The sequence below is a fragment of the Luteimonas sp. Soil_C_5 genome, assembly GCF_057656615.1.
In genome coordinates this window covers 20,684-40,667 of record NZ_JBDGKA010000001.1, presented here as the reverse complement: position 1 = coordinate 40,667, position 19,984 = coordinate 20,684, and the positions used below count along the sequence as shown (strand labels likewise).

Below are 19,984 nucleotides of genomic sequence, written 5' to 3'. Positions count from 1 at the left end.
ATACTCGTCTGTCGAAAGCCGATGGGGCGACGGCTTTGGGGTTCGTGCACGTGACTGGGAGGCCTCGTCGCCCGACGAGGCAGATCGATCGCGTCAGGGATTCGCTCGTACCTTCATCCCGGTAACTTCCAACAGACGTGCGTCTGCGCTCGCCGGGACCCGTATTGATGGGGTGGCGATACGCCCCGGCCGTTTCGAACAGCCTGCCCCACACCCTCGATCCAGGCCGTTGGTCGCCCGCAACCGGGACGCGCTCAGGCCCCGACCGCGACCTCACGCTGTGGCGCATCCACCCAGCCGCTCCACGATGGCGCATACAACTTCGCGCCCTCGCGTCCCGCATGCGCCATCGCCAGCAGGTGGTGACAGGCGGTGACGCCCGATCCGCACATCACCGCGACATCGGCCGGCGCGTGCCCGCCGAGCAGCGCGTCGAACTCCGACGCGAGCGACCCGGCCGATTTGAAACAACCGTTGTCGAGATTCTCGGCATAGGGCCGGTTGCGCGCACCCGGCACATGGCCTGCGCGTGGATCCAGCGGTTCGACTTCACCGCGGAAGCGTGCGCCCGCGCGGGCGTCGAGCAGCAGGCCGCCGGCATCGAGATGACGCTGTACGGCGTCGGCATCACGCAGCAGGCGTGCTTCGTCGAAGCTTCCGGCACTCGGCGGCGCCGCGTCGACATGGGGCACCGTCGTTTCGACCGGAAGCTCGAGTGCACACCAGGCCGCCCAGCCCCCATCGAGCACGGCGACTTCCTGGTGGCCGAAGCTGCGCAGCAGCCACCACAGGCGTGCGGCAAATGCGCCGTCGCTGTCGTCGTAGACGACCACCTGCATGCCGGGCGCTATGCCGAGGCGCGACAGCGTCACAGCGAACGCATCGGCACCCGGCCACGGGTGGCGACCGAGGCCCGGGCCCCTGGGCCCCGAGAGGTCGCGTTCGAGATGCGCATACACCGCGCCTGGAACGTGGCCTGCGCGCCACGCCGCTTCACCGGCGCCATCCGACGCGCCCGCGACCGCCAGCGTGAAGCGGCAATCGACGATGCGCAGACGGGAATCGCCGAGGGCATCCGCCAGCGTCGTCGCATCCACGAGGGTGGTCCACGGCAGGCTCACAGGCGCTCCAGATGCTCGCGCAGATTCAACAGGATCGATGCGGTCACGCCCCAGATCCGGTGCGTCGGTGCGCCGGCCAGCGCTTCGTACTCCAGCACGTGCCGGACGCGTCCGCCGAACTCGATGTCCACGCGCCGCAATCGCTCCGGCGCCATCAGGAAGGCCAGTGGCGCCTCAAACACATCCGCCACTTCGCCAGGATCCGGCACCGGCTCGAAGTCGGGATCGAGCATCGCCACGACCGGGATGACCCGGTAGCCGGTGATCGTGGCCAGCGGATCGAGGTAACCCAGCGGCGCGGCCTGCGCCGGTGCCAGGCCGACCTCTTCCTGCGCCTCGCGCAACGCGGCCTGCAACGGGCCACCATCCTCCGGCTCGAGCCGGCCGCCAGGGAAACTGACCTGACCCGCGTGGTGGCGCAGGGTGTCGGTGCGCCGCGTCAGCAGCGCATGCAGGCCGTGCTCACGGCGGATCAGTCCGACGAGCACCGCGGCCTCGCGCAGCGCGAGATCGGGCGAGAGCAGTCCATCGAGTTCATCGACGTTCCAGCCGCGCGTGGTCGGCACGCGGTCCAGCGGATGCAGCAGACGCCGCAGATCTGCAGCGGCCAGCGTCATCGACGCGCGGCCTCACGCGCGGGCAGCACCTCGTCCATCATGCGCTGGCGTTCGGCATCGCTCATCTGCAGCCAGCCGCCGATTTCGGCCAGCGTGCGCAGGCAGCCGTGACAGCGCTGGTGTTCGTCGATGGTGCAGACGCCGGTGCAGGGGGTCAGCACTGCGCGGGGGATCGAATCCATGCCTCGATTCTAGCGGTCGCGCACCGCCCACGCCGAACCCGACGTGACGCGTGGCGTCTTGTGCGGATGTCGGAAACGACTGCGCCGACGTGCAGGGCACGTCGGCGCAGGGCACCACTCGCGGTGACGCGGATCAGCGGACGCTGAGCAGCTTCACCATCACGCCGACCGGCTGGCGTGCGATTTCCTGGGTGTTCTCGCCCGTCACGAAACGGCCCGGCGGGAACACGACCTCGTACACCGCATTGAGCGGCATCAGGGGCAGCACTTCACGCAGACCCGCCACCGGCGATTCCGAGACGCGGAACGGCTCGGTCTTGTCGTCGGAGCTCAGGCCGATGCCGACCGGCACGACCAGCGCCTGATAGGCGATCTCGACCTGGCTGGCTGCCGTCGGCTTGGCGCCTGCACCGGCTTCGACGACGCGGTACATCACGCCGCTCGGCAGCGAGACCACGCCTTCGCGCGCCTTGTACTCGGTGAGGAACGCCGTGGCGTTGCCTTCATTCTCGGTCAGGGCCGCACGACGCTCTGCCACGATCTTCTGCTGCATGCGCTGCTGGAAGCCGTTGTAGGCGGTGCCCATCTGCTCGGGGGTGTAGGTCGGGTCCTTGCGACCGTGACCGTCCTGCAGACCCCTGATGATCGTGTTGACGTCGACTGACTCGCCCGTCTCGGCCAGGCGGTTGCCCAGATCGAAACCCAACGCGTAGCTCAGCGTGGTCCTGTCGTTACCGGCTGCGGGTGCAGCGGCCTGCTGCGCGAACGCCGCGCCGCTGAACGTGGTGGCCGCGATTGCGACCGCAATAAAACGCAACTTCATTCCGTGGATCTCCGCTAGGTCAGATTTCGATATCGCCTGTCGCGAGAAAGGGCGGTCGAACCGCCCCATCTTGACGCGCTAGGATAGCGGTCGCAGGGCTTAACCGCCACTGACGACTTCCCTATCCGACCGCGCGCGGCCTGGCAAGTTCCACGCCGCCGCGGACATGCGCCTGGAGGCTGCTGTTCCGATGTCCGATTCTCCCCTGCTGATCGAAGACCAGGGCGCCGTGCGCATCATCACGGTCAACCGTCCCGACAAGCTGAACGCGCTCGACTCCGCGACCCTCGATGCGCTGCATGTCGCCTTCGATGCGGCGGCCGACGCGCCGTCGGTGCGTGCGGTGGTGCTGACCGGCGCCGGTCCCAAGGCGTTCGTCGCCGGGGCTGACATCGCCGAGATGACCGCCCTGCGCCCGGTCGAAGGCCGCGATTTCGCGCTGCGCGGGCAGCGGATGATGCGCCGGATTGAGACTCTGCCCAAGCCGGTAATCGCGATGGTCAACGGCTTCGCGCTGGGCGGCGGTCTGGAACTGGCGATGTGCTGCCACCTGCGCATCGCCGCCGACACCGCCAAGGTCGGACAGCCCGAGATCAATCTCGGCCTGATTCCCGGCTTCGGCGGCACCCAGCGCCTGCTGCGGTTGGCCGGACGTGCTGCGGCGCTGGAGCTGTGCCTGACCGGCACCCCGATCGATGCGACCCGCGCCCAGGCCTTGGGCATCGTCAACCGCGTGGTGCCGGCAGCGGAACTGGCGGACGCGACGATGGCGCTGGCGAACCAGCTGGCCAATGCGGCCCCGCTGGCGCTGCGCGGCATCCTCGACTGCATCAACATCGGCGGCGAAAGCGCACTCGGCGAAGGTCTGGAATACGAGGCCGCGCAGTTCGGCCTGGCGTTCTCGACCGAGGACATGCGCGAAGGCACGCGCGCCTTCCTCGAACGTCGCAAGCCCGAGTTCCAGAACCGCTGAGGCGTACGCACGCCATGCCGCACCGCCAGCCCGACGCCAGCGCCCCGCCCCCCGATACCCTCGAACGCCTCGTCGCGCTGCTGCGCGAAGACGCCCTCGATGCCGCGATCGAGGCCGGGCTGATGGATGCGTGGCCCGACACCTGCGCCGACGCCCTCGAAGCCGAAGCGCGCGGGTTGCTGCTCGCGACACGCGCACGACTGCGTGCCGCATGGGACGCACGTGCGCGCTACGAGGCGCGCAATGCGCGGCTTGCACGGCGGGCCGAGGCCCGTGAGGCCGCTCGACGCGTGCCCGCGTCGGTGCCAGCCGCAGACGATGCCGCGCCGGTACGTCCTGCCCTGCCCTCGGGCGCTGCGGCGATCCTCGCCCGCGCCAAGGCACGCGCGACGGGCGGCGCGTCGTGAACACGCCGGAGAGCACCGTTGCGCCGAAACGGCGCGGCCCGACGATGACGCGTGCGGAGATCCACGAATTCCTCGCCCGCCTGCGGGAGCTCGATCCCGAGCCGACGACCGAACTCGAGTACACCACGCCATTCGAACTGCTGATCGCGGTGATCCTGTCGGCGCAGGCGACCGATGTCGGCGTCAACAAGGCCACGCGGCGCCTGTACCCGATCGCCAACACGCCGCAAGCGATCCTCGATCTCGGCGAGGACGCGCTCAAGCGGCACATCTCGACGATCGGCCTGTTCAACGCGAAGGCGAAGAACGTCATCGCCGCCTGCCGCCGCCTCGTCGAGCAGCACGGCGGCGTGGTGCCGAACGACCGCGCCGCGCTGGAAGCCCTACCGGGCGTCGGCCGCAAGACCGCGAACGTCGTGCTCAATACGGTGTTCGGCGAACCGGCGATCGCGGTGGATACGCATATTTTCCGCGTGTCCAACCGCACGGGGCTCGCACCGGGCAAGGACGTGCGCGCGGTCGAAGACCGGCTGATGCGCGTGGTGCCAGAAGAATTCCTGCTCGGCGCACACCACTGGCTGATCCTGCACGGGCGCTACACCTGCAAGGCGCGGAAGCCGGACTGCCCGAAGTGCGTGGTGCGGGATCTGTGCCGATTCAAGGACAAGACGCCCGGGGCGACGGGTTAGGCATCTGCTTGCGTCGTTGCTGACATGAAAGCACGCAAGAACCGTAACGCCCGCAGAATCTTTCCGACCGTCATTCCCGCGCAGGCGGGAATCCATGGACGTTGAGGCCGCGCTAATCGAGGGTCATTCCGCCAGCGTGTGTCGGCGGGACTGTAATGCCTGTACACACGAGACTTCGAGGTAAAGCTCCATGGATTCCCGCCTGCGCGGGAATGACGAGCCCTGGGATCTTTTTGCTGGCTGATGGACACACGCGACGGCACGCTCGCCGTCGCGCTTGAACCGCATCACTCGTCCCGATCCGTAAACGGCTTGCGCGGCAGGCGCTCGTCGCGCATGGCGGCGTGGTACGCGAACGAGGCGATGATCGCCGCGGCCTGCTTCAGGTCGTCGGGCACCACGTGGTCGTAGGTGTCGAGATGCGTGTGGTGGACGTGGCTGAAGTAGTCGGCCGGGTCCTGTACGAACTGGAAGCCCGGCAGGCCGACGCGGTCGAAGGCGATGTGGTCGGTCGAGCCGGTGTTGCGCGTGGTCACGATGGTCGCGCCGAGGTCGTGGAAGGGCGCCAGCCAGGCGCGGAAGACCGGCACCGCGGCGTGGTTTTCCTGGGCGTAGATGCCGCGGATGCGGCCGGTGCCGTTGTCGAAGTTGAAATAGGTCGAGAAGCGGTCGTAGCCGGCGCGGCGCTGCAGCGGGCCGGTGCCGCGCTGGAACGCACGCGGCAATGCCTGCTGTTCGGGATCGGTCGGCGCGGGCCAGTCGGCCAAGTGCCGGGCGACGTAGCCCGACGAGCCGTGCAGGCCCTGTTCTTCCCCGCCCCACAGTGCGATGCGGATCGTGCGCTTCGGACGCGCGTCGATTGCTTTCAGGATGCGCATCGCCTCCATCATCACGACCACGCCCGCGCCGTTGTCGGCCGCGCCCGTACCGGTGTGCCACGAGTCCAGATGCGCGCCGATGATCACGGTCTCGTTCGCCTTCGAGCTGCCGCGCAATTCGGCGAAGGTGTTGGTGGCCGGCAGGTCGGTGTCGCTGGTGAAGCGTGTATCGACGTCGACGCGCAGGCGCGGCGCCTGGCCGCGTTCGACCGCGCGCACCAGCTGGTTGTAATGCTCGGCCGCGACCACGAGGTCGGGCACGCCTTCGGGATCGCCGGCCTTGCGCCCGCCGCCGCCCATCACACGGACGATGCCGTTGTCCCAGGAGCTGATCGACAGCGTCGCCAGCACGCCTTCCTCGGCGAAGAAGGTGTTCAGCGCGCGCACCAGCGCCTGGCGCTTGCGGTACTCGTCCAGCCGCTTGTCCTGCGCAGCCGGGTCGGCGTCCTGCGGCACCGGGAAGGTCTGCAGTTCTCCGAGATCCTCTTCGGTATGGCGACGGAAGTCAGGCCGGTCGGAAGGCTTGTAGGCGCGCGCCTCGTCCAGCAGCACGATCCGGCCGCCCAGCTTGCCGCGCTGCTTTTCGATGTCCTCGAGGGTCTTGAACGAGGCCAGCACCAGTTCGCCCTCGACCGGACCGTCGGTGCCCGGCGTCCACGCCTTGGGCAGCGCGTGGATCGGCAATTCGCGCGGAGTGAGCAGTTCGACGCGCGAGGCGCGGAATTCCCAGCCGCGGCCGAAGGCCTCGTCGTAGACCTCGTCGCGCACGTTGGTCAGGCCGTAGCCGGTCAGCTTGTTGCGCGCCCATTCGCTTGAACGCACATAGGCCGGCGAATTGGTCAGGCGCGGGCCGATGGTCTCGGTCAGTTCCTTGAGATTGGCCGCGACCTGCGAGCGGTTGAAGGCCTCGTGGCGGATCTGGGCGACGACATCGAGATCGACCGGTTCGACGGTCTGGGCGAAGGCCAGGCCCGGCACCAGGACGACGGCGGCCATGGCCGCCTGCAGCAGGCGGATACGCTTGGATTGCGGCTTGCTCACGGAACTCCCCGGACAGATCGGAACGGTGGGCCCGCGATGCTCGGCAGACCGGTGACAGCGCCCGTGTGCCGCGGCGCAGCCGTCCATGCTACCGGGTGCCCACGGCGCGGGACGGGTGCATGACGGCACTTGACCGGGCGGCCTCGGCATGTCGCCGGTCCGTTACTGCCTGCACCGCGATGGCGCGGGATGCGACCATCGGGGCGGCCCCATCCCCGACGCGCCCGTATGAAACCACTGCTGTCCGGTCTCGCCCTCGCCCTGTCGCTCGCCTGCGCGCCCGCGCTGGCCGACGACACCGTCTCCGCCGAAGCCCGCGCCCTGCACGAGCGCATCCTCACCCTCGACAGCCATCTCGATACGCCGAGCTTCTTCGGCCGCGACGGCTGGGACATTCTCCAGCGCAACGACACGCCGCCGACCGCCAGCCAGGTCGACCTGCCGAAGATGATCGAAGGCGGCCTCGACGGCGGCCTGTGGGTCATCTACACCGGCCAGCGCGGACGCACGCCCGAGGACGACCGCGCAGCGCGTGACGCGGGCCTGGTGCGGCTGGTCGAAATCCGCGAGCTGCTGGCCGCCCACCCCGACACCTTCGAACTCGCGCTCACCGCCGACGACGCGCCCCGCATCCGCGATGCCGGCAAGCGCGTGGTCTACATCAGCATCGAGAACGCGTCGCCGTTGAGCGCCGATCCGTCATTGCTGGCGCTGTATCACCGCCTCGGCGTGCGCGTGCTCGGGCTGGTACACACGTCGAACAACGATTTCGCCGATTCGGCGAGCACGCCGCCGGAATGGAACGGGCTCAGCGACAAGGGCCGCGCGCTCGTCGCCGAGGCCAACCGGCTGGGCATCGTGCTCGACCATTCGCATGCGTCGGACACGGTGTTCGACCAGTTGATCGAACTGTCCAAGGCGCCGATCATCCTCAGCCACACCGGCGCGGATGCGGTCCACGAGCACCCGCGCAACATCGACGATGTGCGCATCCGCACCCTGGCCGAACACGGCGGCGTGATCCTGGTGAACTCGCTGGGCAGCTATCTGATCGATACCGGCGCGACGCCCGCCTACCAGAGCGAGCTGCGCGCCCTGTACGAACGCTTCGGCGGCCGCGCGAATCTGAGCGAGGCCAACTATGTCGAGTTCGACCGCCTGCGCGGCGAGCTCGACGCGAAGCACGGCCTGAAGAAAGCCACGCTGGACGATTATTTCGCCCACATCCTGCACATCATCGAAGTGGCCGGACCCGAGCATGTCGGCTTCGGCGCGGACTGGGACGGTGGCGGCGGCGTGGTCGGACTGGAAGACGTGTCGGACCTGCCGAAGATCACCGCGCGCCTGCTCGACGCCGGTTACACCGAAGCGCAGATCGAGGCGATGTGGAGCGGCAACCTGCTGCGCGTGTTGCGCCAGGCGCAGGCGCTTGCCGATCCGGCGAGCCCCGGGGCGCGCTGACCGGACGCCCTGAACGCGAAAAGCCCGCGGCAATCGCCGCGGGCCTTCCGGTGACAGGTGTCGCCTCGATCAGAACGAGAACTGGGTACGCAGCGCGTACTGGCCGGTCTCGTCGCCGTTGAAGGTGTTGTCGCCCTTCGTGTAGTTGAACATGAAGCGCAGGTTCGGATTGACGTAGTAGTTCATGCCGACGATCCAGCTGCTGACATCCATGTTGGAGATGTCCTTGTTCTCGATCGTGTCGTAGCGCGCGGTCAGCTCCCACAGGCCCTTGTCGGCGACCTTCGGCGAGGCAAAGATGCCGTTCGCCGGCTTGTAGGCTTTGTGGCCGCCGTTGAGCAGCCAGCTGCCCTGCACGTACCACGTGGCCAGATCCTGGTCGCCGCCGAGCGGACGGCCGTAGGTGGCGTTGGCGTATTCGGCCTGGAAGAACAGCGGGCCGAACGAACCGGCCGCTTCGACGCCGACCGCGGTGACCTGGTTGCGGCTGGCGCCGGTGGTCGTGGCGATGGTCTGCGCCGGGCCACGACGGCCGGCGTAGTTGGCGGCGGCGGTGAAGTCGGCCGAGCCCTGGTTGAGGTTTTCCTGGCTCGCCCAGCCGCCGAAGTGCAGCGTGCTGTCGGCGGTGTTGATCGGTGCGAAGGTAACGCGGCCGGCCGCGCCGACGCCTTCGTTGCGGACCCCCGAGGCGCTGCGCAGGTTGAACACCGACAGGCCCGCGGTGTAGTTGCCGTCGGCGCGCATGTAGCCCACGCCCTGCTGGAACTGGCGGCCGTTGAACAGACCGGTCGCGGTGGAGAACGGACGCTCCATCATCAGGATCTCGTTGGAGCTGGTCAGCTCTTCCATCGAGCGGTAGGGCTTGAAGTGACCGATGGTGAACTTGCCGCCCAGCGCCGAACGGGCGATGTAGACGTCGCGGAAACCGTCGAGGCCGCTGCCCGCGCTGAAGTCCTGCTCCAGCTTGTACTCCCAGCCGTAGGCCTTGCCCTGCAGGGTCAGGCGCGCGCGGCGGAATTCGGTGGTGCCGGTGCTCGGCTGCAGGTCGCGGTCGAATGCGTAGGCATCGAAGTGGATGCGGCCGCCGGCCGAGAACTCGAACTGCTTGTCGGCGGACGTCACCTTGAGGCCACCCTTGGTGTCGACGACCGGCATCGTGGTCGCCATCTTGTCCAGGCTTTCCTGGGTACCGATGTTGATGTCGGACTGCGCGTCGGTACGCACTTCGAGGGCGTCGATCTTGGCCTGCATTTCGGCCAGCTGCGCGCGCAGCGCGGCGACTTCGGCATTCTGGCTCTGGGCGGCGGCGGAGAACGAGACAGACGCGACAGCAAGTGCGATGGACGCGGCCAGCATGGAATGACGCATTGGTGGATTCCCGTGAGATGAGGTGGATCGCACGCCGCGCGTGGGCCTGGATTCGGCCCTGGTGTTAAGCGCCCGTTAGCGACAGGTGCGCAGCCTGCGCAGCGTTGCTGACAGTGCGATGGCATCGACATGACAGTCCGATGACACGTGCGCCGTTGCCGCGGCTGCAACGCCCATCGGCACGCGTCACCGCGTGGTCATCGGGCTGACGCGCGGTTGTCATGTGCGCTGCGTGAAATACGGCGCACGGCGGCGGCTGCCGTCTCACTCCAGGGATTCCAATGCACGCACTACTGAAGCACCGGGTCGCCACGCTGGTCATCTCGACCACGCTGCTCGCGACCACGTTCGCGACCACCGCCCAGGCGAACGACGTCACCGGCGCCGGCGCCTCCTTCGTCTATCCGGCGATGACCCGCTGGTCGGCCGACTACCGCACCGCCACCAGCAAGCAGATCAACTACCAGTCGATCGGTTCGGGCGGCGGCATCGCACAGATCAAGGCCGGCACGGTCGACTTCGGCTCGTCCGACGCCCCCCTGCCCCCGGCCGACCTGCAGAAGTCGGGTCTGGTGCAGTTCCCGTCGGTGATCGGCGGCGTGGTGCCGATCGTCAACATCGAAGGCGTGGCCGCCGGCGCGATGAAGCTCGACGGCGCGACGCTGGCCAACATCTTCCTCGGCAACATCACCCGCTGGAACGATCCGGCGATCGTGGCGCTCAACGGCGGCATCGCCCTGCCCGACGCGCGCATCACCGTGGTCCACCGCTCGGACGGCTCGGGCACCACCTTCAACTTCGTCAATTACCTGTCCAAGGTCAGCCCGGACTGGAAGAACGGCGTCGGTGAAGGCACGACGGTCAAGTGGCCGGTCGGCATCGGTGGCAAGGGCAACGAAGGCGTCGCGGCGTATGTGCGCCAGATCAAGGGCGGTATCGGCTACGTCGAACTGTCGTACGCGCTGCAGAACCGCCTGGCCTACTCGCGCCTGCAGAACGCCGCCGGCAACTTCGTCAATCCGAGCGAAGAGACCTTCTCGGCCGCCGCCGCCAGCGCCAACTGGGCCGCGAGCCGCGATTTCCACCTGGTCATGACCAATGCGCCGGGCGAGAACTCCTGGCCGATCACCGCGACCAACTTCATCCTGATGCACCGCGAGCCGCGCAATCGCGCCGGCGCCAAGAACGCCCAGGACTTCTTCCGCTGGGTGTACGCCAACGGCGGCGAGCAGGCGCGTGCGCTGGGCTACGTGCCGCTGCCGGCGCCGCTGGTGCAGCAGATCGAGCGCTACTGGGCCGAGAACGCCCGCTACTGAACCGGGACGCCCCTGTGACCTGACGGGCCGGCCGTCCTCTCCCCGGCCGGCCCGTCGACTGCAGCAGCATCCTGCGCGGGCCTTCGGGCCCGCTTTTTTTTGGGCCGCCGGCCGCGCCACAGAGGCCATGTCACGGGTTCGGACGACCACCGTCATACGGGTGTAACAAAAACATCATTTCATGGCGGGACCCAGTCGGCGCCTGGCGTCGCGTACCCACATGGAGTTGTCATGACCCGTCACCCGGTCCGCATCTGCGCCTTGGCGCTGTCTTCCCTGATCTTCCTCGCCGCCTGCGGCGGCAACACCGACGCGCCTGCCGCGCAGTCCGCCGATGGCGCTCCGGCCCAGGGCCAGGGCGCAGGCGATCGCGTCGCCGCGAACATCTCCGGCGCCGGTGCCTCCTTCATCTTCCCGCTGGTGTCCAAGTGGTCGGCCGACTACAACGCCGCCACCGGCAACCGCGTCAACTACCAGTCGATCGGCTCGGGCGGCGGCATCGCCCAGATCAAGGCCGGCACGGTGGACTTCGGCTCGTCCGACAAGCCGCTCGACAGCGCCGAGCTGCAGGCCGCGGGCCTGGGCCAGTTCCCGTCGGCGATCGGCGGCGTGGTGCCGGTGCTCAACGTCGACGGCCTGCAGCCGGGCCAGCTGAAGCTGACCGGTTCGCTGCTGGCGGACATCTTCCTCGGCAAGGTCGCCACCTGGAACGATCCGGCGATCGCCGCGCTGAACCCCGGCGTGACCCTGCCGGCCGGCAAGATCAGCATCGTCCACCGCTCGGACGGTTCGGGCACCACGTTCAACTTCTCCAACTACCTGTCGAAGGTCAGCGAGTCGTGGAAGTCGACCGTCGGCGAAGGCACCTCGGTCCAGTGGCCGTCGGGCGTGGGCGGCAAGGGCAACGAAGGCGTCGCCTCGTACGTGCAGCAGATCAAGGGTTCGATCGGTTACGTCGAACTGGCCTACGCGCTGCAGAACAACATGCCCTACGCGTCGCTGCAGAACGCGTCCGGCAACTGGGTGCAGCCGAGCGAGGACAGCTTCGCCGCGGCCGCCGCGACCGCCGACTGGGCGAGCGCGCAGGACTTCAACCTGGTCATCACCAACGCGCCCGGCGCCGAGGCGTGGCCGATCACCGCGACCAACTTCATGCTGATGCACAAGCAGCCGAAGGACGCCGCGCGCAGCCAGGCCGCCCGTGACTTCTTCAAGTGGGCGTTCGAGTCGGGCCAGGCCCAGGCCAGCGAACTGCACTACGTGCCGCTGCCGCCGGAGCTGGTGCAGCAGATCGAAGCCTACTGGGCCTCCGAGTTCCAGTGATGCCAGGGGCCACGCGCATCGCGCGTGGCCCATCGCGTCATCCGCGCGCCCCGGGCGGCCACACGCCGCCCGATCCATCCCACCACGCATGTGAGCCCACATCCCGTTTACGCGGGACCTACGGGCTGAAGACCGGGAACCGATGACCGCCGCCACCCTCACCGCCACGCCGGCACCCCGGCAACGCGACATCCGCGACGCGCGCAACGACCGTCTGTTCCGGCTCGCGCTGTCGGCCACCGTGGTCTTCGCGATGCTGGCCCTGGCCGGTGCCGCACTGTCGATGCTGTGGGGCGGCCGCGATGCGCTCGCCACCCAGGGTCTGTCCTTCTTCACCAGCGCCGACTGGAATCCGGTCGAGAACCGCTACGGCGCCCTCGTGCCGATTCTCGGCACCGTGGTCACCGCGCTGATCGCGATGGTCATCGCGGTACCGGTGAGCTTCGGCATCGCCTTCTTCCTGACCGAGGTCGCACCGCGCTGGCTGCGCGGCCCGGTGGGCACCGCCATCGAACTGCTGGCCGGCATTCCGTCGATCATCTACGGCATGTGGGGCCTGTTCGTGCTGGTGCCGGTGATGACGACCTACGTCACGCCGTTCCTCAACGACTATCTGGGCGCGGTGCCCGGCATCGGTGTCCTGTTCCGGGGCCCGCCGCTGGGCATCGGCACGCTGACCGCGGGCTTCGTGCTCGCGATCATGGTCATTCCCTTCATCTCGGCGGTCATGCGGGAAGTGTTCCTGACGGTGCCGACGCGCCTGAAGGAATCGGCCTACGCGCTGGGCGCGACCAAGTGGGAAGTCAGCTGGGACATCGTGCTGCCCTACACCCGCTCGGCGGTGATCGGCGGCATCTTCCTCGGCCTCGGCCGCGCGCTCGGCGAGACGATGGCGGTCGCCTTCGTCATCGGCAACTCGGTGCGTCTGACGCCGTCGCTGCTGGAGCCCAGCACGACGATCGCCGCGCTGATCGCCAACGACTTCGGTGAAGCCACCGAGACCTACCGCTCGGCGCTGCTGCTGCTCGGCTTCGTGCTGTTCCTGGTGACCTTCGTGGTGCTGGCGATCGCCCGCCTGATGCTGATGCAACTCGCCCGCAAGGAGGGCAAGTGATGGGCAGTGTCGTCACCGAACGCGAGCGCCAGATCGCCGACCGCCTCTACGGCCGTCGCCGCATCGTCAACGGCATCGCCATCCTGCTGGGCTGCCTGACGGCCGCCTTCGGCCTGTTCTTCCTCGGCTGGATCCTGTGGACGCTGGTGTCCAAGGCCGCGGGCGGCATCAACTGGGCGCTGTTCAGCCAGATGACCCCGCCGCCGATGGTCGAAGGCGGCCTGCTCAACGCCTTCTTCGGCAGCGCGGTGATGTGCGGCATGGCGATCGCCATCGGCACGCCGCTCGGCGTCGCCGCCGGCACCTGGCTCGCCGAATACGGCCGCGCCCGCAAGGTCGGCACGGTCGTGCGCTTCATCAACGACATCCTGCTGTCCGCGCCGTCGATCGTGCTGGGTCTGTTCGTCTACACCGCGTTCGTGATGACCACCGGCGGCCGCTTCTCGGCGCTGGCCGGTGCGATCGCCCTGGCCTTCATCGTGCTGCCGGTGGTGGTGCGCACCACGGACGAAATGCTGCAGCTGGTGCCCACGCAGATGCGCGAGGCCGCGCTGTCGCTCGGCGTGCCGCACTGGAAGGTCATCGTGCAGGTGCTCTACCGCAGCGCATCGGCCGGCATCGTCACCGGCATCCTGCTGGCGCTGGCCCGCATCTCGGGCGAAACCGCACCGCTGCTGTTCACCGCATTCGGCAACCAGTACTGGAACAACAACATCATGCAGCCGATGGCCAGTGTGCCGGTGGTGATGTACCAGTACGCCGGCAGCCCCTATGAATCCTGGCAGCAGCTGGCCTGGGCCGGTGCCCTGGTGCTGACCTGCTTCGTGCTGGTGGTCAGCCTGCTCGCCCGCGCGATCCTGCTGCGCAAACGGGTCGTCCACGACTGACCCCCGCCATGACCCTCTTCCGACCGGACCTGTCCATGAACGACCTCCACACTGCCCCGTCGCAGCGGATCCAGCTGGCGACCCATGCACGCGAAACGCTGGCGCCGACGCCGGTGAAGATCGCCGCGCGCGGCCTGGATTTCCATTACGGCGACTTCCATGCGCTCAAGGGCATCGAGCTGGAGATCCCCGAAAAGCGCGTGACCGCGCTGATCGGCCCCTCGGGCTGCGGCAAGTCCACGCTGCTGCGCATTTTCAACCGCATCTATGCGCTGTATCCGAAGATGGTCGCCAGCGGCGAAGTGCTGATCGACGGCGAGAACATCCTCGCGCCGAAGTACCCGATGAACCGTCTGCGTTCGAAGGTCGGCATGGTGTTCCAGAAGCCGGTGCCGTTCCCGATGACGATCTTCGAGAACGTCGCCTACGCGATCCGCCACCACGAGAAGCTGTCGAAGGCCGAGCTCAACGTGCGCGTCGAGCAGGCGCTGACCCAGGCCGCGCTGTGGAACGAGGTCAAGGACAAGCTGGGCCAGAACGCGCTCGGCCTGTCGGGCGGCCAGCAGCAGCGCCTGTGCATCGCGCGCGCCGTGGCCCTGCGCCCGGACGTGCTGCTGCTCGACGAGCCGACGTCGGCGCTCGACCCCATCTCGACCAGCCGCATCGAGCAGCTGGTCGAGGAGCTCAAGGTCGACTACACGATCGTCATCGTGACCCACAACATGCAGCAGGCCGCGCGCGTCTCGGACTACACCGCCTTCATGTACCTGGGCGACCTGATCGAGCACGACACCACCGAAACGATCTTCTCCAAGCCCTCGAAGCAGCAGACCGAGGACTACATCACAGGCAGGTTCGGCTGACACCGAACCTGCGTGATTGGTGATTCGTGATTGGTGATTCGAAAGAGCACCACCCTCATGAATCGCCATCGCTTTTTCCAATCACGAATCACCAATCACGAATCACGGCCTCCAACATGCCCAACCAACCGAACGACCACATCGTCAAAAGCTACGACGAGGAACGCAACCGGCTCACGCAGGAAATCCTGCGCATGGGCGAGATGGCGGCTGCGCAGCTGGAATCGGCGCTGGACGTCGTCGAGCGGCGTGACGACAAGGCCGCCGAGCGGATCATCGCCAACGACGTCGCGATCGACGCGCTGGAGCACGAGGTCAGCCAGGACGTGATGAAGCTGGCGCTGCGCGGGCCGATGGCGCGCGATCTGCGCGAGATCCTCGCGGCGCTGCGCATCGCCGCCGACATCGAACGCATCGGCGACTACGCCGCCAACGTCGCCAAGCGTTCGACCGCGCTCAATCTCGCCCCGCCGCTGCCGCATACCCGCGGCCTGACGGTGCTGGGCACGCTGGCGGTCCGCCAGGTACGCGACGTGCTGGCCGCGTTCCGCGACGGCGACGCCGAGGCCGCGCAACGCGTGCGTGCGCAGGACGCCGAGATCGACACCGTGTACACCAGCCTGTTCCGCGAACTGCTGACCTACATGATGGAAGATCCGCGCGCGATCACGCCGAGCACCCATCTGCTGTTCATGGCCAAGAACATCGAGCGCATCGGCGACCACGCCACCAACATCGCCGAGAACATCTGGTTCCTGGTGCATGGCGACGATGTGCTGCCGCCGCGCGACAAGCGCGACGAGACCAATACCGTCGCCTGAGCGCGCCGGTGACGCGGCGCGCCAGGCCCGTTGGCCGGCGCGTCGCGGCGCTCCGCGCATCGCGCGCGCGTCGTGCGGCTCGACCGCTCTGCTAGGCTTGCCGCCATGAGCGATATCGAAGTGCCGGCAGTACCGGCCGAAACGGCCACGCCCCACATCCCGATGTCACGCCGCTTCCGCGGCTTTCTGCCGGTCGTCGTCGACGTCGAGACGGGCGGTTTCGACGCGCGCCGCCACGCTCTGCTGGAGATCGCGGCGATCCCGCTCGACATCGGTGCGGACGGCGAACTGGTGCTCGGCAAGCCCGCGCATTCGCATGTGCTGCCGGCCGACGGCATGGAGATCGATCCGCGCTCGCTCGAAGTGACCGGGATCGACATTCACCACCCGTTCCGGCTGGCGCGCGATGAACGCGACGCGCTGGAACACGTCTTTCTCGGCATCCGCGCCGCGCTCAAGCACCACCAGTGCCAGCGCGCGATCCTGGTCGGCCACAACGCGCACTTCGACCTGGGCTTCGTCAACGCCGCGGTCGACCGCAGCGGACACAAGCGCAATCCGTTCCACCCCTTCAGCGTGTTCGACACCGTGACCCTGGCCGGCGTGGCCTATGGCCAGACGGTTCTGGCGCGTGCGGTGCAGGCGGCCGGCTTCGAGTGGGACCAGAACCAGGCGCATTCGGCGCTCTACGACACCGAGCAGACGGCGCGGCTATTCTGCCGGATCGCCAACGCCTGGCCGTCGTCGCTGCCGGCGGAGTGATCCCGCCCGGCGCTGCCGCTCCGGGACGCGCGACAGCCGATTCCTGACCAGGCAGAACGCGTGCGCACCGGGTGCGCAGCTCCACGCTGCGCGCGATGCCGCGTCAGCGCGCCGGCGTGGCGCGCAGGGTGATCAGCGTGATCTCGGACGGCACGCCGATCCGCGACGCGAAGCCCGGCCACAGGCCCGCGCCGTTGCTGACGTACAGCGGCATGCCGTCGACGTCGTAACGGCCGGACACGAATCCGCCGTTCGCGCGCTTGACCAGCTGGTCCATGCCGATGATGTGACCGCCGTGGGTGTGGCCCGACAGCTGCAGCGCGACGCCGCGTCGCGCGCGGTCGGGCGCTTCGCCGGGCCGGTGTTCCAGCAACAGCACCGGCGCCTCGGGATCGGCGCCGGCCAGCGCGGCATCGATATCGGGCAGCGGCATGTCGTAGCGCGCGGCGACCGGATCGGTCACGCCTGCGACCGTCAGTGCGGCATCCGCCCGGCGGATCACCACGTGCTCGTTCTCCAGCACCTGCATGCCCATGGCGCGGAAGGCGGTCATCCAGTCGAGGTATTCGCCGTAGTACTCGTGATTGCCGGTGATCGCGATCACGCCGTCAGGTGCGCGCAGCGCCGCCAGCGGGCGCACGTCGTCGGCGCGCGCCTGCGTGCTGCCGTCGACCATGTCGCCGGTGAGCACGATCAGGTCCGGCGCCTGTGCATTGCCGTCCTCGACGAGGCGCGCCACCCAGTCGCCGGTCAGCAGGCGGCTGGCGTGAATGTCGGTGAGCTGCAGCACGCGATAGCCGTCGAACGCGGCCGGTAGGCCGGCGATCGGGATCTCGACCTGGCGCACCTGCGGCACGGCCATCGCCTGCCAGGTGCCCCAGGCCGAGAGCAGCAGCGCAACGCCCGCCAGACCCGGCCGCAGCATCGGACGCCGCAGCACCGCGAGCGCACGCCGGCGGCGAAGCGCCCACGCCCCCAGCGTGATGCCGTCCAGCACCAGCACGAACAGGGTGGTCAGCAGCAGCGCGATGAAGCCCGTGCCCAGCACCGCGATGGCAGACTTGGGAATTTCCGGCGAGGCCATGCTGCCGGCGAAACTGGCCACGATCCGGTGGTGCAGCGCGAGGCAGAACACCAGGACCGCAAGGCCGGCGCGCGCAAGCCGCGACAGCGGCAGGGCCAGCACCACACGCAACACGAGATAGGACGCAAGAACGACCGCAACGACACTCAGCACAGGCTTTCCCGGAACAATGAGGCGCAGTCCGTGCGTGACGGACCGACGTAGGGCCGGCCATATTCGACGATGCGACCGACGCGCGCCAGCGCGCCCTGAACCGGGCTCCGGATTCGTCGCGGCATGGTGAGGACACGCGTGCGCAGCAATCGCGCGCACGTGTCGCTGCGATGGGGGCCACGCGCCGCTGTCGCAGCGCGCGCCCGTGCACTCAGCTCGCCAGCTTCAATCCGATGATGCCGGCGATGATCAGCCCGAGACTGACCAGTCGCCCCGGACTCGCCGCATCGCCCATCAGCACCATGCCGAGAATGACCGTGCCGACCGCGCCGATGCCGACCCAAATCGCATACGCCGTGCCGACCGGCAGATCGCGCATGGCGATGCCCAGCAGCCCGACGCTGATCACCATCGCGGAAACGGTGCCGACCGTGGGCCAGAGTTTGGTGAAGCCTTCGGTGTACTTCAGGCCGATCGCCCAGCCGATTTCGAACAGGCCGGCGAGCACGAGAATGATCCAGGACATGGGATGCCTCCATCGTTGCGATGGGGCCGTCCCCGGATGTGGAATGGAGTGGCGGGGTCGTCCCCGCTTCCTGGTGTGGGGGGATTATCGCTGGTGGGTGGGGGAGTCGGATTACCGGGGTGTAACCCGCGGTGTGCGGCGAGCGTCTCGCGCTGGACTTCCTCTTTCGCGGTCGGTTTCTTCGAACTCCTTGATCCCTGCGAAAGCAGGTGCACAGCTTCCGCGCTGTCGCGCGGCTTACTTTTGTCTTGGCAAAAGTAAGCAAAACCGTCTTCGCCGGACGCGATCCGAGCCGGCTGCGCCGGCTCGGGCCCCTGCGCTTCTCGGGCACCGGGGCACGCAGCCCAAACTCGCTGCGCTCAGACATGGGCTGCTCTTCGGCCCCGACGCCCTGCGATGCTCGGCTCGCTTTACGGCTCGATTCGAGATCAAGAGCCGCCGCAAGAGCAAGAGCAAGAGCAACACCAACAGCAACAGCAACAGCAACAGCAAGATCGGGCAGAAACGGATCCGCAGTTGCAACGACCAAAGCGAGCAGCAAGGTCCATGGATGCCCGCCTTCGCGGGCATGACGAGATCGGCTTTTCTTGGATGCGCTTCTGCGCGACGGCGCGCTTCTACGGAAACTCAACCGTGCGTGGCCGCAACACGGGACCACTGAAATGCGAGGTGTTCGCTCGCGTGCTGACCACCCTGCGTGATGGCGTGCCACCTGGCCTCGACCTCTTCGCTTCGGCTCGGCTCGGCTCGACGCTACAGGCTCGCTCTGCTTCTGCCTCTGCTTCTGCTTCTGCCTCTGCTTCTGCCTACGCCTCTGCTTTCGCTTCGGCTTCGGCTTCTCGCGTTTGACTTCAATCGAGCCGTAAAGCGAGCCGAGCACCGGAGCCTGGCGTGGCCGAAGAGCAGCCCATGTCTGAGCGCAGCGAGTTTGGGCTGCGTGCCGCGTCAGGCGAGGAGCACAGGGCACCGACGCGGCTCCATCGCGTCGGCTCGCGTCCGGCGAAGGGACCTTTTGGTTCCTTTTGGGTCCATCCAAAAGGGACTCGCACGCGCAGCGGGCGAAAGCCCTGTACTTCAGCGCATCGCGCGCCCCAGCGGAACGCGAAGATAATCCCCGACGCGCCTCAGCGCCCGTCGACTGGACTGATTACCTGGATGAAAGACCGGCGCGCATCCGCCCCCGCGCGCCCAACGTCCTGACAATCCCGAACAAGCTGATCGCAATCCACGCCAACTGCATGATCAACACCGGCATGCTGAAAGCACCGTACAACGACACCGCCATACCGATGGCGCCGAACAGGTTCAGCAGCAGATACGGCAGGCCCGCGCCCGAGAAGCGGGTGACCTGCAGCAGGAAATACGCGAGCACGACGAGAAACGCACCGACGATGCCGCTCCACTGGTGCCATTTCAGATCCATCGCGTACTCCACGGGACGAGGTTCGGCGCATCTTCCGCCGATGCCCCGGCCGCGGCAAGCCGCGGATTCAGGCCAGGCGCTGGCGCACGGCCTCGAGCAAGGCCACGCCAGCGGCGACCGAGACGTTGAGGCTCTCGATACCGCCCGGTGCA

19 protein-coding genes and 1 pseudogene are annotated in these 19,984 nt (G+C 68.0%); 12 read left to right on the top strand and 8 right to left on the bottom strand.

Annotation, left to right across the window (positions count from 1 at the left end; translation table 11 throughout):
* Positions 1-254: 254 nt before the first annotated feature.
* The 3 genes and pseudogenes from AC3A5K_RS00185 to AC3A5K_RS00175 all read right to left on the bottom strand — a co-directional run bounded on the left by AC3A5K_RS00185 (position 255) and on the right by AC3A5K_RS00175 (position 2,743).
* A complete protein-coding gene (locus tag AC3A5K_RS00185) occupies positions 255-1,121 on the bottom strand; it encodes a sulfurtransferase (RefSeq protein ID WP_487615509.1) in 867 nt (288 codons plus the stop codon).
* Positions 1,118-1,920: pseudogene (locus tag AC3A5K_RS00180) on the bottom strand (NUDIX hydrolase). Before AC3A5K_RS00180 ends, AC3A5K_RS00185 begins: the two are co-directional and overlap by 4 nt.
* Positions 1,921-2,053: 133 nt before the next feature.
* Positions 2,054-2,743 carry an FKBP-type peptidyl-prolyl cis-trans isomerase N-terminal domain-containing protein gene (locus AC3A5K_RS00175; protein ID WP_487615508.1) on the bottom strand — a complete coding sequence of 230 codons (690 nt, stop codon included), beginning with the start codon at positions 2,741-2,743 and terminating at the stop codon, positions 2,054-2,056.
* A gap of 190 nt (positions 2,744-2,933) precedes the next feature.
* Here AC3A5K_RS00175 and AC3A5K_RS00170 point away from each other — a divergent pair, with 190 nt between their 5' ends.
* The 3 genes from AC3A5K_RS00170 to nth are packed head-to-tail and all read left to right on the top strand — an operon-like array spanning position 2,934 to position 4,812.
* Positions 2,934-3,716 (top strand): enoyl-CoA hydratase/isomerase family protein, encoded by a 783-nt coding sequence (locus AC3A5K_RS00170; protein ID WP_487615507.1) that lies wholly within the window; start codon positions 2,934-2,936, stop codon positions 3,714-3,716.
* 14 nt (positions 3,717-3,730) lie between these two features.
* Entirely contained in the window at positions 3,731-4,123 is a 393-nt protein-coding gene (locus AC3A5K_RS00165) for a hypothetical protein (protein ID WP_487615506.1), read from the top strand.
* Positions 4,120-4,812: an endonuclease III gene (nth, locus tag AC3A5K_RS00160; RefSeq protein ID WP_487615505.1), complete on the top strand. Its 693-nt coding sequence runs from the start codon at positions 4,120-4,122 to the stop codon at positions 4,810-4,812. Before AC3A5K_RS00165 ends, nth begins: the two co-directional genes overlap by 4 nt.
* Positions 4,813-5,099: 287 nt before the next feature.
* On the opposite strand, the gene AC3A5K_RS00155 is transcribed toward nth, so the two are convergent.
* The gene (locus AC3A5K_RS00155; RefSeq protein WP_487616278.1) at positions 5,100-6,686 is read right to left on the bottom strand and encodes a M28 family metallopeptidase; all 1,587 of its coding nucleotides are present in this window, start codon (positions 6,684-6,686) and stop codon (positions 5,100-5,102) included.
* Between the two features lie 273 nt (positions 6,687-6,959).
* On the opposite strand from AC3A5K_RS00155, the gene AC3A5K_RS00150 reads away from it, so the two are divergent.
* Positions 6,960-8,192 carry a dipeptidase gene (locus AC3A5K_RS00150; RefSeq protein WP_487615504.1) on the top strand — a complete coding sequence of 411 codons (1,233 nt, stop codon included), beginning with the start codon at positions 6,960-6,962 and terminating at the stop codon, positions 8,190-8,192.
* 69 nt (positions 8,193-8,261) lie between these two features.
* Here AC3A5K_RS00150 and AC3A5K_RS00145 read toward each other — a convergent pair whose 3' ends face one another.
* Positions 8,262-9,560 (bottom strand): porin, encoded by a 1,299-nt coding sequence (locus AC3A5K_RS00145; protein WP_487615503.1) that lies wholly within the window; start codon positions 9,558-9,560, stop codon positions 8,262-8,264.
* A gap of 281 nt (positions 9,561-9,841) precedes the next feature.
* Between AC3A5K_RS00145 and pstS (AC3A5K_RS00140) the strand changes: the two genes are divergently transcribed.
* The 7 genes from pstS (AC3A5K_RS00140) (at position 9,842) to rnt (ending at position 16,646) form a co-directional block, all read left to right on the top strand.
* The gene (gene pstS, locus AC3A5K_RS00140; protein WP_487615502.1) at positions 9,842-10,876 is read left to right on the top strand and encodes a phosphate ABC transporter substrate-binding protein PstS; all 1,035 of its coding nucleotides are present in this window, start codon (positions 9,842-9,844) and stop codon (positions 10,874-10,876) included.
* 231 nt (positions 10,877-11,107) lie between these two features.
* Positions 11,108-12,199 carry a phosphate ABC transporter substrate-binding protein PstS gene (pstS, locus tag AC3A5K_RS00135; RefSeq protein ID WP_487615501.1) on the top strand — a complete coding sequence of 364 codons (1,092 nt, stop codon included), beginning with the start codon at positions 11,108-11,110 and terminating at the stop codon, positions 12,197-12,199.
* Between the two features lie 142 nt (positions 12,200-12,341).
* Entirely contained in the window at positions 12,342-13,313 is a 972-nt protein-coding gene (gene pstC / locus AC3A5K_RS00130) for a phosphate ABC transporter permease subunit PstC (RefSeq protein WP_487615500.1), read from the top strand.
* Entirely contained in the window at positions 13,313-14,200 is an 888-nt protein-coding gene (gene pstA / locus AC3A5K_RS00125) for a phosphate ABC transporter permease PstA (protein ID WP_487615499.1), read from the top strand. Before pstC ends, pstA begins: the two co-directional genes overlap by 1 nt.
* A 35-nt stretch (positions 14,201-14,235) precedes the next feature.
* Positions 14,236-15,063: a phosphate ABC transporter ATP-binding protein PstB gene (pstB, locus tag AC3A5K_RS00120; protein ID WP_487615498.1), complete on the top strand. Its 828-nt coding sequence runs from the start codon at positions 14,236-14,238 to the stop codon at positions 15,061-15,063.
* Between the two features lie 116 nt (positions 15,064-15,179).
* The gene (phoU, locus tag AC3A5K_RS00115; protein ID WP_487615497.1) at positions 15,180-15,884 is read left to right on the top strand and encodes a phosphate signaling complex protein PhoU; all 705 of its coding nucleotides are present in this window, start codon (positions 15,180-15,182) and stop codon (positions 15,882-15,884) included.
* 105 nt (positions 15,885-15,989) lie between these two features.
* Positions 15,990-16,646 (top strand): ribonuclease T, encoded by a 657-nt coding sequence (rnt, locus tag AC3A5K_RS00110; protein WP_487615496.1) that lies wholly within the window; start codon positions 15,990-15,992, stop codon positions 16,644-16,646.
* Positions 16,647-16,749: 103 nt separating this feature from the next.
* On the opposite strand, the gene AC3A5K_RS00105 is transcribed toward rnt, so the two are convergent.
* Both AC3A5K_RS00105 and sugE read right to left on the bottom strand, forming a co-directional pair.
* Positions 16,750-17,823 (bottom strand): metallophosphoesterase, encoded by a 1,074-nt coding sequence (locus AC3A5K_RS00105; RefSeq protein WP_487616277.1) that lies wholly within the window; start codon positions 17,821-17,823, stop codon positions 16,750-16,752.
* Between the two features lie 271 nt (positions 17,824-18,094).
* The gene (gene sugE, locus AC3A5K_RS00100; RefSeq protein WP_487615495.1) at positions 18,095-18,409 is read right to left on the bottom strand and encodes a quaternary ammonium compound efflux SMR transporter SugE; all 315 of its coding nucleotides are present in this window, start codon (positions 18,407-18,409) and stop codon (positions 18,095-18,097) included.
* A gap of 396 nt (positions 18,410-18,805) precedes the next feature.
* Here sugE and AC3A5K_RS00095 point away from each other — a divergent pair, with 396 nt between their 5' ends.
* On the top strand, positions 18,806-19,258 hold the full coding sequence (locus AC3A5K_RS00095) for a hypothetical protein (RefSeq protein ID WP_487615494.1): 453 nt from the start codon (positions 18,806-18,808) through the stop codon (positions 19,256-19,258).
* A 298-nt stretch (positions 19,259-19,556) separates the two neighbouring features.
* Here the strand turns inward: AC3A5K_RS00095 and AC3A5K_RS00090 are convergent, their stop codons facing one another.
* Entirely contained in the window at positions 19,557-19,832 is a 276-nt protein-coding gene (locus tag AC3A5K_RS00090) for a CBU_0592 family membrane protein (protein ID WP_487615493.1), read from the bottom strand.
* Positions 19,833-19,984: the final 152 nt, after the last annotated feature.